Annotated in this window: 9 protein-coding genes; 4 read left to right on the plus strand and 5 right to left on the minus strand. The window is 72.1% G+C overall.

The window, feature by feature from the left end:
- Both M8542_RS20505 and eccCa read right to left on the minus strand, forming a co-directional pair.
- The coding region (locus M8542_RS20505; protein WP_257921830.1) for an Hsp70 family protein at window positions 1-1,296 on the minus strand (1,296 nt) is incomplete at its 3' end.
- A 103-nt stretch (window positions 1,297-1,399) separates the two neighbouring features.
- Window positions 1,400-5,413 carry a type VII secretion protein EccCa gene (eccCa, locus tag M8542_RS20510; RefSeq protein ID WP_257921831.1) on the minus strand — a complete coding sequence of 1,338 codons (4,014 nt, stop codon included), beginning with the start codon at window positions 5,411-5,413 and terminating at the stop codon, window positions 1,400-1,402.
- 314 nt (window positions 5,414-5,727) lie between these two features.
- Here eccCa and eccD point away from each other — a divergent pair, with 314 nt between their 5' ends.
- Both eccD and M8542_RS20520 read left to right on the plus strand, forming a co-directional pair.
- Window positions 5,728-7,092, plus strand: a complete 1,365-nt coding sequence (gene eccD / locus M8542_RS20515; RefSeq protein ID WP_257921832.1) for a type VII secretion integral membrane protein EccD — start codon at window positions 5,728-5,730, stop codon at window positions 7,090-7,092.
- Between the two features lie 29 nt (window positions 7,093-7,121).
- Window positions 7,122-8,756, plus strand: coding sequence for a S8 family serine peptidase (locus tag M8542_RS20520; protein ID WP_257921833.1), 1,635 nt, complete (start codon window positions 7,122-7,124; stop codon window positions 8,754-8,756).
- A 33-nt stretch (window positions 8,757-8,789) separates the two neighbouring features.
- Here the strand turns inward: M8542_RS20520 and M8542_RS20525 are convergent, their stop codons facing one another.
- From M8542_RS20525 to eccB, 3 genes are all read right to left on the minus strand, one after another.
- Window positions 8,790-9,899, minus strand: coding sequence for a WXG100 family type VII secretion target (locus M8542_RS20525; protein ID WP_257921834.1), 1,110 nt, complete (start codon window positions 9,897-9,899; stop codon window positions 8,790-8,792).
- Window positions 9,896-10,213 (minus strand): hypothetical protein, encoded by a 318-nt coding sequence (locus M8542_RS20530; protein WP_257921835.1) that lies wholly within the window; start codon window positions 10,211-10,213, stop codon window positions 9,896-9,898. The genes M8542_RS20525 and M8542_RS20530 overlap by 4 nt, the downstream gene beginning before the upstream one ends.
- A 230-nt stretch (window positions 10,214-10,443) precedes the next feature.
- Entirely contained in the window at window positions 10,444-12,090 is a 1,647-nt protein-coding gene (gene eccB, locus M8542_RS20535) for a type VII secretion protein EccB (RefSeq protein WP_257921836.1), read from the minus strand.
- A gap of 267 nt (window positions 12,091-12,357) precedes the next feature.
- Here eccB and M8542_RS20540 point away from each other — a divergent pair, with 267 nt between their 5' ends.
- Together M8542_RS20540 and eccE are read left to right on the plus strand one after the other, a co-directional pair.
- The gene (locus tag M8542_RS20540; protein WP_257921837.1) at window positions 12,358-12,681 is read left to right on the plus strand and encodes a hypothetical protein; all 324 of its coding nucleotides are present in this window, start codon (window positions 12,358-12,360) and stop codon (window positions 12,679-12,681) included.
- Window positions 12,645-13,880 carry a type VII secretion protein EccE gene (eccE, locus tag M8542_RS20545; protein WP_257921838.1) on the plus strand — a complete coding sequence of 412 codons (1,236 nt, stop codon included), beginning with the start codon at window positions 12,645-12,647 and terminating at the stop codon, window positions 13,878-13,880. Before M8542_RS20540 ends, eccE begins: the two co-directional genes overlap by 37 nt.
- Window positions 13,881-13,922: the final 42 nt, after the last annotated feature.

Raw genomic sequence — 13,922 nt, forward strand, 5'->3', positions numbered from 1 at the left:
GAACCCGCCGCCGGGCGGGCGCGGCGGGACCGGGCGCGGGGCGACGTCCCCGGGGCGGACGACCTCGGTGCGCTGCGCGGCCGGGTTGAGCGCGCCGCCGGGCACCGCGCCCATGCGGGCCATCGCCTCGCCGGGGAGCGCGCCGGTGCGGTCCGGGTCCACCAGGACGGCCCGCAGCGCGCCGCGCGCGACCACCGTCTCGGGCTGGTCGAGGCTCGTCGGCACGACGCCGGTGCGTTCGTGCACCAGCCGCGAGATCATCGGGATCCGGCTCGACCCGCCGACGAGGAAGATCGCCGTGAGCTGCTTCGGGCGCAGGCCGGCGTCGCCGATCGCGGCGACCGTCAGCTCGACCGCGCGTCCCAGCGGCGCGGCGATCAGCCGCTCGAGGTCTTCGCGGGTGACGTGCGCGTCCGCGAACGGCGGCGGCATCGGCACGTCGGTGTAGGCGTGCCGCGACAACGTCTCCTTGGCGCCGCGGACGTCCTGGCGCAGCACGCGGCGGCGGCGCCGGTCGACCAGCTCGCGCCCTTCGACGAGCTGCCGCCACGCGTCGGGGTCGACCGCGGACACCAGCGAGCCGACGTGCTCCAGCAGCGCCTGATCGATGTCCGCACCGCCGAACCCCGGGTCGCCCCGGGTGGCGAGGACCTGAAACCCGCCGCGCTGCGGCCGGCCGGCGCGGTCTCGCGCGTTGTCCGGCGGCAGCCGCCGGACAACGCTGACGTCGACCGTGCCGCCGCCGAGGTCCAGCACCGCCAGCGCGTCGCCGGGACGGCCGCTGAACTCGACGGTGCGGTCGTTCGTCACTTCCTGCGGCGCGAACGTCGCCGCGTGGTAGACCGCCGCCGCGACCGGCTCGGGCACCAGCGCGACCTCGCGCGCCAGCCCGCCGGCGGCCTGCCGCAGCAGGCGGGTGCGGATGGCGCCCCAGTCGGCAGGGTGGGTCAGCACCAGCAGGTCGACCTCGGCGTCGCCGGCCAGGCGGCGGGCTTCGGAAACCGCGCGCCCCAGCACCGCGTGCACGACGTCGGTGACCAGCAGGACGCTCTCGCCGAGCAGCAGCTCGCCTTCGTCGATCCGGCGCTTCGGGTTGGGTTCGTACCGCGACGGGTCGACGGCCGCCTGCCGCTCGGCCTCCTGGCCGACGAACAACGTGCCGTCCGCCGCCGCGTACACGGCCGAGGACATCAGCGGCTGGCCGTCGATCACCACGACCTGCGGTTCGCGCCCGTTGACCGAGGCGACGACGCAGGTGCTCGACGTCCCGAAGTCCACCGCAACCCGGACCGTCACCAGCAGCTCCCGCAGTTTTCGTAGCGTTCCCCCGCGCCCGGCGAGCGGGACGCACCCTCGGGGAGGAACCTACCCTCCACCGGCGCGCGTCCCGCTGCCGTCCCTAGTCGGGGTTGATCCACGAGACCTGGATCAGCTGCTTGCCGAACTTGCGGGTCAGCATGTTGCCCCGGCCCGGCGGCATCGCCGACGCCTTGATGTTGCCGACCAGCGCGCCTTCGTCGCGGGAGCCGTTCATGACCATGCCCGGCGCCGCGATCTCCTTGAGCTTGCCGATGATCGGGTCGTACATCGCCTTGGACGCACCACCGGTGCGGCGCACGACCACCAGGTGCAGGCCGACGTCCTTGGCCTGCGGCAGGAAGTCGGAGATCTTGCGCAGCGGGTTGTTCGTCGAGGTCGCGACCAGGTCGTAGTCGTCGACCAGGATGAACAGCTCCGGGCCCTTCCACCACGACCGCGTCTTCAGCTGCTCCTGCGTGACGTCCGGGCCGGGCAGGCGCCGGGTCATCGAGTTGAAGACGTCGGAGACCATGCTTTCCAGCTGCGCCGCCGAAACGGCGTAGCCGAGCAGCGAATCGCCCTGGACGAACCCGAGCATGGTGCGCCGGTAGTCCACCAGCAGGATCAGCGCCTCCTTGGCGGAGAACCGCTCGGAGATCCCGCGGGCGATCTGGCGCAGCAGGTTCGTCTTGCCGGACTCGCCGTCGGCGAACGCGTAGAAGTGCGGCTCCGCGTTGAAGTCCAGGTAGATCGGCTGCAGGTCTTCTTCGTTGACGCCGATCGGGATCAGCTTCGAATCCCGCTTCGTGTCGAGGGCGAGGACCTCGTCGTAGGTGATCATCTCCGGCAGCAGGCGCACCTGCGGCGCCACCCGGCCCCGCCACGCGCCCTTGATCTTCGCCACCGCGTCCGCGACACCGGACGCGATCGTCTCCGGGTCGCTCGACCCGTCGATCCGCGGCAGGCCGCCGAGCATGTGCAGCTTCTCGCGGGTCAGACCACGGCCCGGCCGGCCGGCCGGGATGTTCACCGCGACGCGGCGGTCGATGTCCGACTCCGTCGGGTCACCGAGGCGCAGCTCGAACCGGGTGCCGAGCATGTCCTTGATCGCCGGGCGGATGTCGGCCCACCGGTTCGCCGCCACGATCACGTGCACGCCGTAGGACAGACCCTGGGTGGCGATCCTGGTGATCGTGGTTTCCAGCTCTTCGAAGTCGTCGCGCAGGGCGCGCCAGCCGTCGACGACGAGGAACGCGTCGCCGAACGGGTCCTGGTCGGGCCGGATCTCCCCGCGGCGCTTGCGGTTGCGGAACTCGGTCATCGAGTCGATGCCCATCGCCCCGAACCGGCCTTCCCGCTCGGTGAGCAGGGTGGTCAGCTCGGCCACGATCCGCCGCGCCTTGTCCGGCTCCCGCCGCGCGACGGCGACGCCGCCGACGTGCGGGAGGTCGGCGAGGCCGGCCAGGGTGCCACCACCGAGGTCGAGGCAGTAGAACTGCGCCTCTTCCGGCGTGTGGGTGAGCGCCATCGACATGATCAGCGTGCGCAGCATCGTCGACTTGCCGGTCTGTGGACCACCCACGATGATCCCGTGGCCCGACGCACCGGAGAAGTCCGCCCAGAGCGGGTCACGCCGCTGCTCGTACGGCCGGTCGATGATCCCCAGCGGGATCTGCAGGCGGCCGTTGCCGAAGAAGCCGACCGGGGACAGCCCGCGGTCGTCGGTGGGGTTGAGGTTCGGCAGCAGGGTGTCGAGAGAGTTGGGGTCCTTCAACGGGGGCAGCCACACCTCGTGCGCGGGCGGGCCCTGGCCCACCAGCCGCGACACGATCACGTCCAGCTCGGACGGCTCGACCGCTTCCTCCGACTGCTGCGGCGCCTGCGCGACCGGGGCCTCGATCTCCTGCGGCTCCGGTTCCTTCGGCAGCTCCACGAAGTCCGGCACGAACAGCTGCGGGCGCTTGTCCGCCCGCACCACCGTCGCGGCCGGGCCGGCGGCCTTGATCCCGGCCGGCCGGTACGGCCCCGAAACGTACGAAGCCTTGAACCGCACCAGCGTCGAGGTGTCGAACTTCAGGTAACCGCCACCGGGGACCGAGGGCAGCTCGAACGCGTCCGGGACGCCGATCGCCGCGCGGGACTCCGCCGCGGAGAACGTCTTGAGGCCGATGCGGTAGGACAGGTGCGAGTCGAGACCGCGCAGCTTGCCCTCTTCCAGGCGCTGCGAAGCGAGCAGCATGTGCATCTGCAGCGACCGGCCCAGCCGGCCGATCGCGACGAACAGGTCGATGAAGTCCGGCTTCGCCGCCAGCAGCTCGGAAAACTCGTCGCAGACGATGAACAGCGCGGGCAGCGGGTCGAGGTCGGCGCCGTTCTCGCGGGCTTTCTCGTACTCCCAGACGTTCTTGAAGTTACCGCCGTTCTTCAGCGCTTCCTGCCGGCGGTTCATCTCCCCGGCCAGCGCGTCCTTCATGCGGTCGACCAGCGTGACCTCGTCGGCGAGGTTGGTGATGACCGCGGAGACGTGCGGGGCCTTGTCCAGCCCCAGGAACGTCGCGCCACCCTTGAAGTCGACCAGGACGAAGTTGAGCGTGGACGACGAGTGCGTGGCGAGCATGCCGAGCACCAGCGTGCGCAGGAACTCCGACTTGCCGGAACCGGTCGCGCCGATGCACAGGCCGTGCGGGCCCATCCCCTCGGCGGCGGCTTCCTTGATGTCCAGCTCGACCGGCTGGCCGTACTCGCCGACGCCGAACGGGACGCGGTAGCGGTCGCGGATCGGGCGGGGCCGCCACGCCTGCTGGACGTCGAACGTCATCGGGTCGCCCGGGATGCCGAGCAGCTCCAGCAGCGACGGGTTGGACAGCAGCGGCTCTTCGTCGCCGACGTCCTGGCCGGCCGCGCCACCGACGCGGTACGGCGAGATCAAGCGGGCCAGCGACTCGGTCTCGACCACGGACAGGGTGTCCGGCCGGCCGAACCACTCGACACCGCCGGCGCTGCGCGCGCCGAGCCGGTCGGCTTCCACGACCAGGCGCAGGCCGCGGCGGGCGGCCAGGTTGCCGATCGAGTCGGACAGGTCGATCAGCGTGACGCCGACCAGACCCTCTTCGAGGATGATCTGCTCTTCGCGGGTCACCTCGGCGTCGTCGACGATGATCACGACGTGCGGCTGGTCCGGCGCCGGGGTGGCGTTGCGGGAGAAGCGCTGGCGGTCACGCAGCTCTTCGTCGAGCCAGTTCTCGATCTGGGCCAGCGAGCCGGCCATCATGCGGAGCTGGCCGATGCCGTCCGAAAGCGTGGGGTGCTGCGCGTGGGGCAGCCACTTCGCCCACTCCCACTCCTCCTTCGCGCGACCCGCGGTGGCGACCGCGATCAGCACGTCGTCGGGGCTGTGGAAGGCGACGAGCTGCGCGAGCATCGCGCGGGTCAGGCCGCGGGTCAGCGTGCGGTCGCCCTGCATGCTCACCGCGGCGAACCCGCGCAGGGTGATCTGGGTCGGCAGGTCCGGCACGATCGAGTGCGCGCGCACGAACCGGCGCAGCGCGAGGGTGGCGATCGGCTCCAGCTCGTCGACCGGCCCGGTCTGCGGCGGGACCAGCCGCGTCGCGAGGCGGTGCGAGCTGCGCCCGACGCGCAGGTGCAGGAAGTCCTGGTCGTTCTGCCGGCGCTCCCACATGCGGCGGCTGGCCGCCAGCGACCACAGCGACTGCGGGTCCGGGTGCACCCACTCCAGCGCGGCGCGCTGGTCGACCATCGCCTCGCGGGCGCGGTCACGCATCTGGCCGAGGTAACGCAGGTAGTCCTTGCGGTCTTCGTCCATCTCGGCGCGCTTGGCGCCGCCGCCCTTGCCGCCACCGCCGGCCATCATCCCGAGCGTCCCGACGACCATCATGCCGCCCATGGCCATCATCATCGGGTTCCGCCCGCTGGCGGTGAACATGAAGACCATCATCCCGAGCGACGCGAAGATCATGACGATCGGCAGCGCCTTCATCACGATGTTGCCGGGGATCACCCGGGGCACCTCGGGCGGCGGCTCGAGGTGCACCTCGCCGCCCGGCGGGCGTGGCGCCGCCAGCCGCGGCGACTTCTTGAACTGCAGCGTGCTCATCGAAGGACCCCTCATTCAAACTCGACGATGGCGGCCACCGCGTGGTGCGCAAGGTGCGCGAACAACCTATCGAACGCCCCGGGAGAATTCCGCCGGATGCCGGAACCCTTCGTGAACACTGACCTGCCCTCGTGGGCGAGTGTAGGGCCCGGCACCGACAGTAACGAGGGGTTCGCCCGACCTGACCTGGGATTGCCGGTGATTTTCGGACGTTCGATGATGTCGACGCGGGGGTTCGGTATAAGTTCCCCCGGGAGCAGTATCGACCGAGCGGGGGCAGTGCAGTGGCCACGGGCACGACAGTTTTCAGCAGGGTGACGGTCGTCGCGCCCTCCACCCGGATCGACGTGGCGCTGCCCGCCGATGTCGCGGTCGCCGATCTCCTGCCGATGCTGCTGGACATGGCGAAGGAGACCGCGCCGGACGGCGGGGCCCGCCACGGTGGCTGGGCGCTGGCGAAGCTCGGCGACGCCCCGCTCGACCCGAGCCGGACGCTCGCTTCGCTCGGCGTCGTCGACGGCGAGCTGCTCCAGCTGCGCAAGCGCAACGAGAACCCGCCGCCGCCGCTGTACGACGACGTCGTCGACGCCATCGCCGAGTCGTCGCCGGACAGCTTCCGGCCCTGGACCAAGGAGACGGCGAACCGCTTCGGGCACGTCGCGGGCGGGCTGGCGCTGATCGCCGCCGCCGTCGCGCTGTTCATGAGCGGCTCGTTCTACGGCGGCAGCGCCCTCGGCGCGGCCATCGCCGGCGGCATCGGCGCGATCGCGTGCGTCGCGGTCGGCGCCACGCTGGCCAAGGCCTACAGCGCGGAAGCGACCGGTGTGCTGATCGCCGCGGCCGGCGGGCTGCCACTGGCGTTCGTCAGCGGCTTCTACATCGTGCCCGGGTTGTCCCTGCGGGCGAACCTGCTCCTCGGCGCGGTCCTGGTGATCATCGTCGCGTCGGTCTGCATCATGGTGATCGGCGCCGGCATCACGACGTTCATCGCCGCGGCCACCGCGGGCACCTTCGGCGCGCTGGCCTTCCTCTTCGGCACGCTCGTCGCGCACCCGGGCGCCGGCATCGCGGCCGGCACCGTCGCGGTCGCCCTCGCCTGCATCTCGATCCTGCCGCGCGCCACGATCTGGCTCGCGAAGCTGCCGCTGCCGCACGTCCCGAGCAACGCCGAAGAGCTCAAGGAAGACTCCGGCTTCCCGGACTACCGCGCGATCGAGCGCCGCACCGCGGTCGCGCACAACTACATGACCGGCCTGATGATCGGCTGCGGCGCCACCGTCGCCATCGCCGCGGTGATCGCCGCCACTGCGCCCGGGGCGTTCGGGATCATCCTGGGTGTCGTCGCCTCGCTGGTGCTGCTGCTGCGCGCCCGCGCGTACGCGAACGGCAGCCAGGCGATCGCCCTGCTCACCACCGGCCTGGTCTCGGCGACCGGCATCGCGGCGGGCTGGCTGGTCTCGGCGTCCGCCGAATACCGCCTGCTGTACGTCTTCGGCGCGCTGATCCTCCTCGCCGCGGGCGCGCTGGTGGTCGGCGTGATCTTCCCGAACCAGCGCTTCTCGCCGCCGCTGCGGCGCACCGTGGAAATCATCGAGGCGCTCTGCATCGCCTCGGTGCTCCCGCTCGCCCTGGGTGTGATGGACCTCTACACCACCCTGCGGCACCTGAACTTCAAGTGACCGGATCGGGTGAATCTCGGATGGCAGTGATGTCAGCAGGAAGGCGTTTCGGCGTCACCCGGCGCACCACGACCGCGTTGCTCACCGGCACGATCGGCTTCCTGTCCTCGGTTGCCGTCGCCGTGCCGGTGTGGGCCCAGCAGGCCCCGGCCGACGGCTACTACGCGACCCCGCCCCCGGTGGACTCGAGCAAGCTGCCCGCGGACTCGCGCCAGCCGGACAAGAAGTACAAGCAGTCCAAGGGCTGCGTCCAGCGCAGCACGCTCGGCCAGAACATCGTCCTGAAGACCCGGCCGTGGGGTCAGGACTACCTGCAGATCGACAAGGCGCAGGAGATCGTGCGGGCCGCCACGGGCGGCGGCGCCGGCACGGGCGTCAAGGTCGCCGTGGTCGACACGGGCGTCACGCAGCACCCCTGGCTGCAGGACCGCCTGAAGTCCGGCGGCGAGTACGTCGCGACGCCGAACGGGAAACAGCCCGGTCTCGAGGACTGCGACGGCCACGGCACCGAGGTCGCCGGCATCATCGCGGCCCGGCCGGACAACCCGGAGGTCGGCTTCATCGGCGTCGCGCCCGACGCGACGATCGTCTCCTACCGCCAGCTGAGCGAGAACTACGAGCCCGACACCTCGACGTCGACGCCGGCGAGCAACACCGCCGGGGGCACGCCGTCGTCGAGCACCAACCCGCCGGCCGGGTCCGACACGGCGCTGCCGCCGAGCTCCGGCGGCGGGGGCGGCCAGGGCTCCGGTGACGGCAACGGCGACGGGACCTCCCCCGGGCAGTCGAACGGCGGCCGTCAGCTGGAGAAGGCCGGCACGGCCGGCACGCTGAAGACCCTCGCCGAGATCATCCGCGGCATCGCCGACCGCAAGGAAGCCGACGTCATCAACATGTCGGTCGACAACTGCCGTCCGGCGAACGGCAGCATCACCGAAGGCGAGCAGCAGGTCCAGGCGGCCGTGCACTACGCGGCGAGCGCGGGCATCGTGATCGTCGCCGCCGCCGGCAACGCGACCGACACCTGCCCGCAGAACGACCAGCCCGACGCGAAGCGGCCCAAGACGATCGTGACGCCGCCGTGGTTCGCGGACGACGTGCTGTCGGTGGGGGCGATCGACGAGACCGGCGGGGTGGCGCCGTTCAGCGTGCACGGCCCGTGGGTCGGCGTCGCCGCGCCCGGCACGAAGATCATCTCGCTGGACCCGGCCGAGAACTCGGACGGCCTGGCGAACCTGACGTTCGAAAGCGGCGACAAGGCCAGCGAAATCCAGGGCACGAGCTTCGCCGCGCCGTACGTGGCGGGCCTCGCGGCCCTGGTGAAGGCCAAGTACCAGAACCTCGACGCCAAGGGCATCATCAACCGCATCAAGGAAACCGCCCAGCACCCGGCGGCGCCGGGCGGCCGCGACAACTTCGTCGGCTACGGCGTCATCGACCCGGTGGCCGCGCTGACGCAGAGCCTGCCGTCGGAAGTCGGGAACCAGGCGCCGATCCCGTCGCCGCAGCTGGCCCAGCTCCCGCCGGCCAACGACCACAGCTCGACCCCGATGATCGTGGCGCTGGCCGGCACCGGCGGCGGGCTGGTGGCGCTGCTGATCACGCTGTTCGTGATGCGCACGATCCGCCGCAACCAGCCCTCGGCACCCGCCTCCCGGCGTTGACGCTCCCCCGGCCCGCCTGCCGCGGGCCGGGGTTCACTTCGCCGGCGGGTTCTTCGGCGGCGGCTGCTTCTTCTGCGGCGCGTTCTCGTCCTCGCCGATCACCGGCGGCGCGACCATTTCGGGCTCACCCAGCAGTTCCGAGGACTTGATCGGCTGCCGGGACTTCGGCTGCCGCCGCCCGCCACCGCCGCCGCCACCGAACGAGCCGAAGCCCATCATCGGCATCATCGGCATGCCGGACGTCGTCGCGTGGTTCGCGGTGTCCGGCTGGTCCGGCGGCGCGGCCGCGGCCGGCTGGGCGTCCGGGGTGCCCGCGGCCGTGTGCTTCGGCTCCGCCGGATCCGCCGAGGACGGAGTCGTCGCCTCGCCGGCCGAAGAAGGCGTCACACCGCCCGCCGCGGCCGCTTCTTCGGCGCCGGCTTCGTTCAGCGCGCCGTCGTGGAGCTTGAACTTCTCCTGCGGGTAGCGGTGTTTGATCTCGATGGTCCGCGAGGCGCCGTCCGGGTCGTCGACGCCGTCGCAGAGGCGGTCGAACGCCTCCAGGACGTCCTGCGCGGTCTCGTACAACGCCTTCGCCGAGTCCTGCGTCTCGTGCAGCTGCGCGCGGGCCCGCTTGGCGCCCCCGCTCGGCAGGAGCATCGTCTCCGACGTCAGGTCCGCCGCGTCGACCAGGACTTCGATGAGGTCGACGACGACGTGGCGCAGGGTCTCGACCATGTCGTCGAGCGCGCCCGCGAGGACGTTCAGCGCCTCCTGGAGATCACCGCCCGCGGCGGCGACTTCGCGGATGTAGGCGACGAACGAGTCGGCGTCCCGGCCTTCCCAGCCGGCGTCGAGCCGGCCGAGCTCGGCTTCGAGCCGGTCGGAGACCTCGGCCGCCGCGGTGGCGGCCTGACGCAGCCGGCCGGCTTCCGCGCTCAGGTCGCTCCAGCGGCCGAGCAGGGGCCGGAAGTACGTCTCGACCGGGTCGAGCACGCCGAGCCGGCCGGAAAGTTCCGACAGGTAGCCGAGGTACGGCTCGGCCGCCGACGTGAGGTCGTCGCCCTGGGGGACGACCGGCGGGGGCGTGGCGACCGGCGCGGCCTGCTTCGCCAGCGGGTGCGGGATCGAGTCCGTGGAGGCTTCCGGTTCGGCGAAGGTCATTCCACGCGCCCCGCCCGCTTGATCAGCTCCGCGGCTTCCGCGTCCTGCCCGCCGTGGCGGACCGTCACCTGCCGCAGCGCTTCCGCCGCCGACGTCAGCGCTTCGGCGCCGTCGGTCAGCTGACGCCGCAGCGCCCCGGCCGCGCGGCCGTACGACGCACCGAGCCCGATCCGCGCCCCCAGCGGGCCGTAGGACTCGTCGGAAACGCCTTCGCCCCCCACGTCGGCCGCCGCCGCGCGCAGGTCGTCAGCGGCCTCCTCAGCGGTCTTGGCGTACGCGGCGACGACCACGCCGTCCATCCTCAAGCCGGCCATGGCACCTCTCCGCTCAGCAGAAGCTCTCCTCGGGCCTGTGACGTCCGCCGCGGCCCGCCGGTTCCGCCTAGGCGGTGTCCTGCAAGTCAAGCTCGCGGTCTTCGCGCCCAGGCGGCCCCTGACGGCACGGGCGGATCACCCGAGTACGGCCCAGTACGAGGGTGCTCCGCCCGCACCGCCAGGAACCACCTGGATCACGAAGCCCATCGAGCAGACTCACAGGACACCGCCTAGCCGCCCGCCTGCTGGGTCTGCACCGGGAACGAGCCGGCGTTCGGGTCGATCGGCACCGAGTCGAACTGCTTGAGCACGTCCTGGGTGTTGAGCGAAGCGCCGGTCGGCAGCAAGCCGATGATCGACTCGGGCGCGGGCTGCCGGTTGTTCAAGCCGATCGCGTCGGCCGTCGCCGCGTCCGGGACGCTGTAGCGCACGCCGCGGTCGGAGATCAGCTGGATCGCGCCCTTGCCGAAGCTGGCCTTGCCGGTCGCGGACTGCACCACCGCGCCGAAGCCCGGCTGGAGGTAGAAACCGTTGATCGGCACGCGGTTCGGGCCCGGCGTGGTCACCTTGGTCGTCGCGAACTTGCCGCCGTGGCTGTTCTGGCCCGGCAGCTGGGTGTCGATGTACACCGACGTGTGGCCGTCGCGGTCGGCGCCGTCGCCGACCACGGACCAGCCGAGGCAGGCGACCGCCGAGTTCTTCGTGGCGTCGAGGACCGTCGGGACCGACCGCGGGAAGTCGTCGACCTGGATGTAGTCGGGGTCGCCGGAGCGCAGCACCCGGACGCCGGACAGCTTGTCGAGGCCGAGCGTGCGCGGCTTGCTCGCGCTGCCGTGCTTCGCGACGCGCATGACGTCGGCGACCGCCTGCGACACCTGCTGGATGCCGTTCGTGGTGATGGCCCAGTACTGCGGCTGCTCACCCGTGGGCTGCGTGGAGAAGACGTCGCCGGCGGCCAGCCCGTCGAGGTCGGCGGGCGGCGGGCCGTCCGGGATCTGCGGCGGGGTCAGGCGCGGGACCTCGGGGATCGCGTTCAGCAGGCCCTGCGTGATCTTCCGCGGCTTCTGGTTCAGCAGCTGCAGCGCCGTGGAGACCGAGTTGTGCGAGTCACTGGTGTCGATCTCGGCGCGCACGGTGTTGGCGTTGGGGCGGTTCTGCGTGCTCGGCAGGCGGTAGATCAGGTAGGTCTTGCCGTTGTCCGCCGCGGCCAGCAACGCCTCCTTCTCACCCAGCTCGGTGCCGAGGGCGCTCGGGGCGACCCCGCCGAAGACGTAGGTGTCGGTCTTGCCGATGTCCGGGTTCGGCTGCGACGGGTCGAGCAGGACCTGGTCGCACACGGCCCAGTTGGGGGTGATCCGCTGGGAATCGGTCGGGATGAGCTGCGGCCCGTCCGGAATGCCGGTCAGTTTTCCGCGCGGGATGTCCTTCAACTGATCGTCGGAAACGACCGTGGGATTCTTCACACTCGCGGCGCTCGACGCGGCGGGAGCCGGGGCGGCCGCCGCACCGGACGCGCCGGCGGCCCCCGCGCCCTGCTGCTTCGACTGGGCCAGCAGCAGCAGCCGCGCGGACGCGAGGTTGAAGGTCGGGACGAGGGTCTTCGGGTTCCCCATCACGACGTAGACCGTGCCGGACTGCTCGCCGATCACGATGTTCCCGGCCTCCGGCACCGAAGGCGCCGGGCTGAGCAGCCCCCAGACGATGAAGACGATCATGCCGAGGGCCCCGAGCACGACCCCCACGATCGTGGCCCTCGTGTGGGTGCGCATGGGGTCGTGCAACATCACGGCGTCGCGCCGGACCAGCGCCGACTGCATCCGGCGCAGGACGAACTGATACGCCTGGACCTGAGACTTAGTCGTGGGTGTTGATGGCATTCTCGACCTATCGCTCTCCCCGTCGCGGTACGGTTCCGCAGGATAGCCGTACGGGGACCGTCTGGTGTGGGGTTTCTACCAACTCCGGCTAGGGTCAGGCACCCCGGGACCCGGCTTTCCGGGGTACGCAAGCACGAGGGGAAGAGAAAGCGCGGATGTCCGTCACCAACCCTCCACGTCCGCCTGGCCCGCCTGGGCCCCCGCCGCCCGGCCGCCAGCCGGGCCCGCCGCCGCGGCCGGGGAGACCCGGAGGCCCGGGCGGTCCCGGTGGACCCGGTGGCGTACCCGGCGGTCCCGGCGGCGGCCCTGGCGGCCCCGGTGGTCCCAGCATGCCCCCGCGTGGTCCCGGCGGACCCGGTCCCGGTCCGGGTGGACGTCCGGGCGGCCCCGGTGGACCCGGCGGCCCGGGTGGTCCTGGCGGCCCCGGTGGGCCCGGTGGCCCTGGCGGTCCCGGTGGTGGCGGCCCCGGAGGGCCCGGCGGTCCGGGTGGACCCGGTGGCCCGCAGGGACCCGACGACGGCGGCCCGGCCGCTCCCCCGCCCGGCCCGGTGCGCATGGCGCCGCCCGCGCGGCGCCGCTCCGCCGGCGTGACCCTCGGCCCGCTCCCGGTGGCGAACCTCGTCGTGCTCGAGGTCGGCCTCGCGATCGGGCTCGTGCTGCTCGCCATCGACATGTCGCTGAAGTGGATCGGCGTCGGCGTCCTCGGCTTCGCCCTCATCGTCGCGCTGCTGCGCTGGCGCGGCCGCTGGTTCACCCAGTGGGTCGGCCTGACGATGCGCTACTCGTTCCGCTCCCACGACCGCGTCGCGAACCCGCTGCCGCCGAGCACCGTCGAGGAGCTGGCCGCCGAAGAGACCACGGTCACCGGCCCGGACGACGCCCGCGTCAACCTGCTCCGCATCGCCGTGCCCGACCTCGTGGTGGCGCACGGCGTCGACCACGAACGCCAGCAGGTCGGGCTCGCCTGGAACGACGGCACGTGGACCGCGGTGCTGCTCGTCGAGCCGACGCCGGCGTTGATCAGCCAGGCCGGCGGCGGCGCGAGCTTGCCGCTTTCGGCGCTCGCGCCGTGCCTCGAAGACCGCGGTGTGGTCCTCGACTCGATCCAGATGATTTCCCACTGCTACCCGGGAAGCGCGGCGCTGCCGTCCGACTCCCCCGCGCTGAGCTCCTACATGGAGGTGCTCGGGCCGCTGCCCGCGGCGGCGCGGCGGACGACGTGGATCGCGATCCGGCTGGACCCGAGGCGCTGCCCGGCCGCGATCAGCGAGCGCGGCGGCGGTGTCGTCGGCGCCCACCGCGCGCTAATCGGCGCGCTTTCGCGGGTGCGCAACGCTCTGGAGTCCCAGGGCGTGCCGACGCGCCCGCTCGACCCGGACGAGCTGCTGCGGGCCGGGATCTCCGCGGCCGAGCTGACTTCGGTCGCGGGTTCGCCCAGCAAGGTGACGTTGCAGGAGCGCTGGTCCGGGGTGACCGCGGCCGGCATCGGCCACGCGAGCTACGCGATCACCGGCTGGCCGAAGGGCAAGATCACCGGCAGCCTCAACGCGCTGACGAGCGTCCGGGCGTTGTCCGCCACGGTCGCCATGTCGATTTCCCCGGCGTCCGACGAGGGCAAGATCGGCCTGCGTGGCGTGGTCCGGCTGAGCGCGCGGAACCCGCGTGAGCTCGACGCCGCCGACCAGCGGCTGCAGGGCCTGTCCGAGCGGCTGGGCGTCGACCTGACGCCGCTGCGCGGTCTGCAGGTCTCCGCCTTCGCCGCGACGTTGCCGATCGGAGGCACAGCATGAGGGAGCTTGCGACCGAATCATTCAACACTGCGTCTTCGGCGA

Origin of the sequence: Amycolatopsis iheyensis (assembly GCF_024703995.1) — a bacterium.
Lineage (GTDB): Bacteria > Actinomycetota > Actinomycetes > Mycobacteriales > Pseudonocardiaceae > Amycolatopsis > Amycolatopsis iheyensis.

Excerpts from the sequence above, each read along its gene's own strand:
- eccB (WP_257921836.1), bottom strand. The coding sequence starts at position 12,090 with ATGCCATCAACACCCACGACTAAGTCTCAGGTCCAGGCGTATCAGTTC.
- M8542_RS20525 (WP_257921834.1), bottom strand. The coding sequence starts at position 9,899 with ATGACCTTCGCCGAACCGGAAGCCTCCACGGACTCGATCCCGCACCCG.
- M8542_RS20530 (WP_257921835.1), bottom strand. The coding sequence starts at position 10,213 with ATGGCCGGCTTGAGGATGGACGGCGTGGTCGTCGCCGCGTACGCCAAG.
- eccE (WP_257921838.1), top strand. The coding sequence starts at position 12,645 with ATGGCGCCGCCCGCGCGGCGCCGCTCCGCCGGCGTGACCCTCGGCCCG.
- eccCa (WP_257921831.1), bottom strand. The coding sequence starts at position 5,413 with ATGAGCACGCTGCAGTTCAAGAAGTCGCCGCGGCTGGCGGCGCCACGC.
- M8542_RS20520 (WP_257921833.1), top strand. The coding sequence starts at position 7,122 with ATGTCAGCAGGAAGGCGTTTCGGCGTCACCCGGCGCACCACGACCGCG.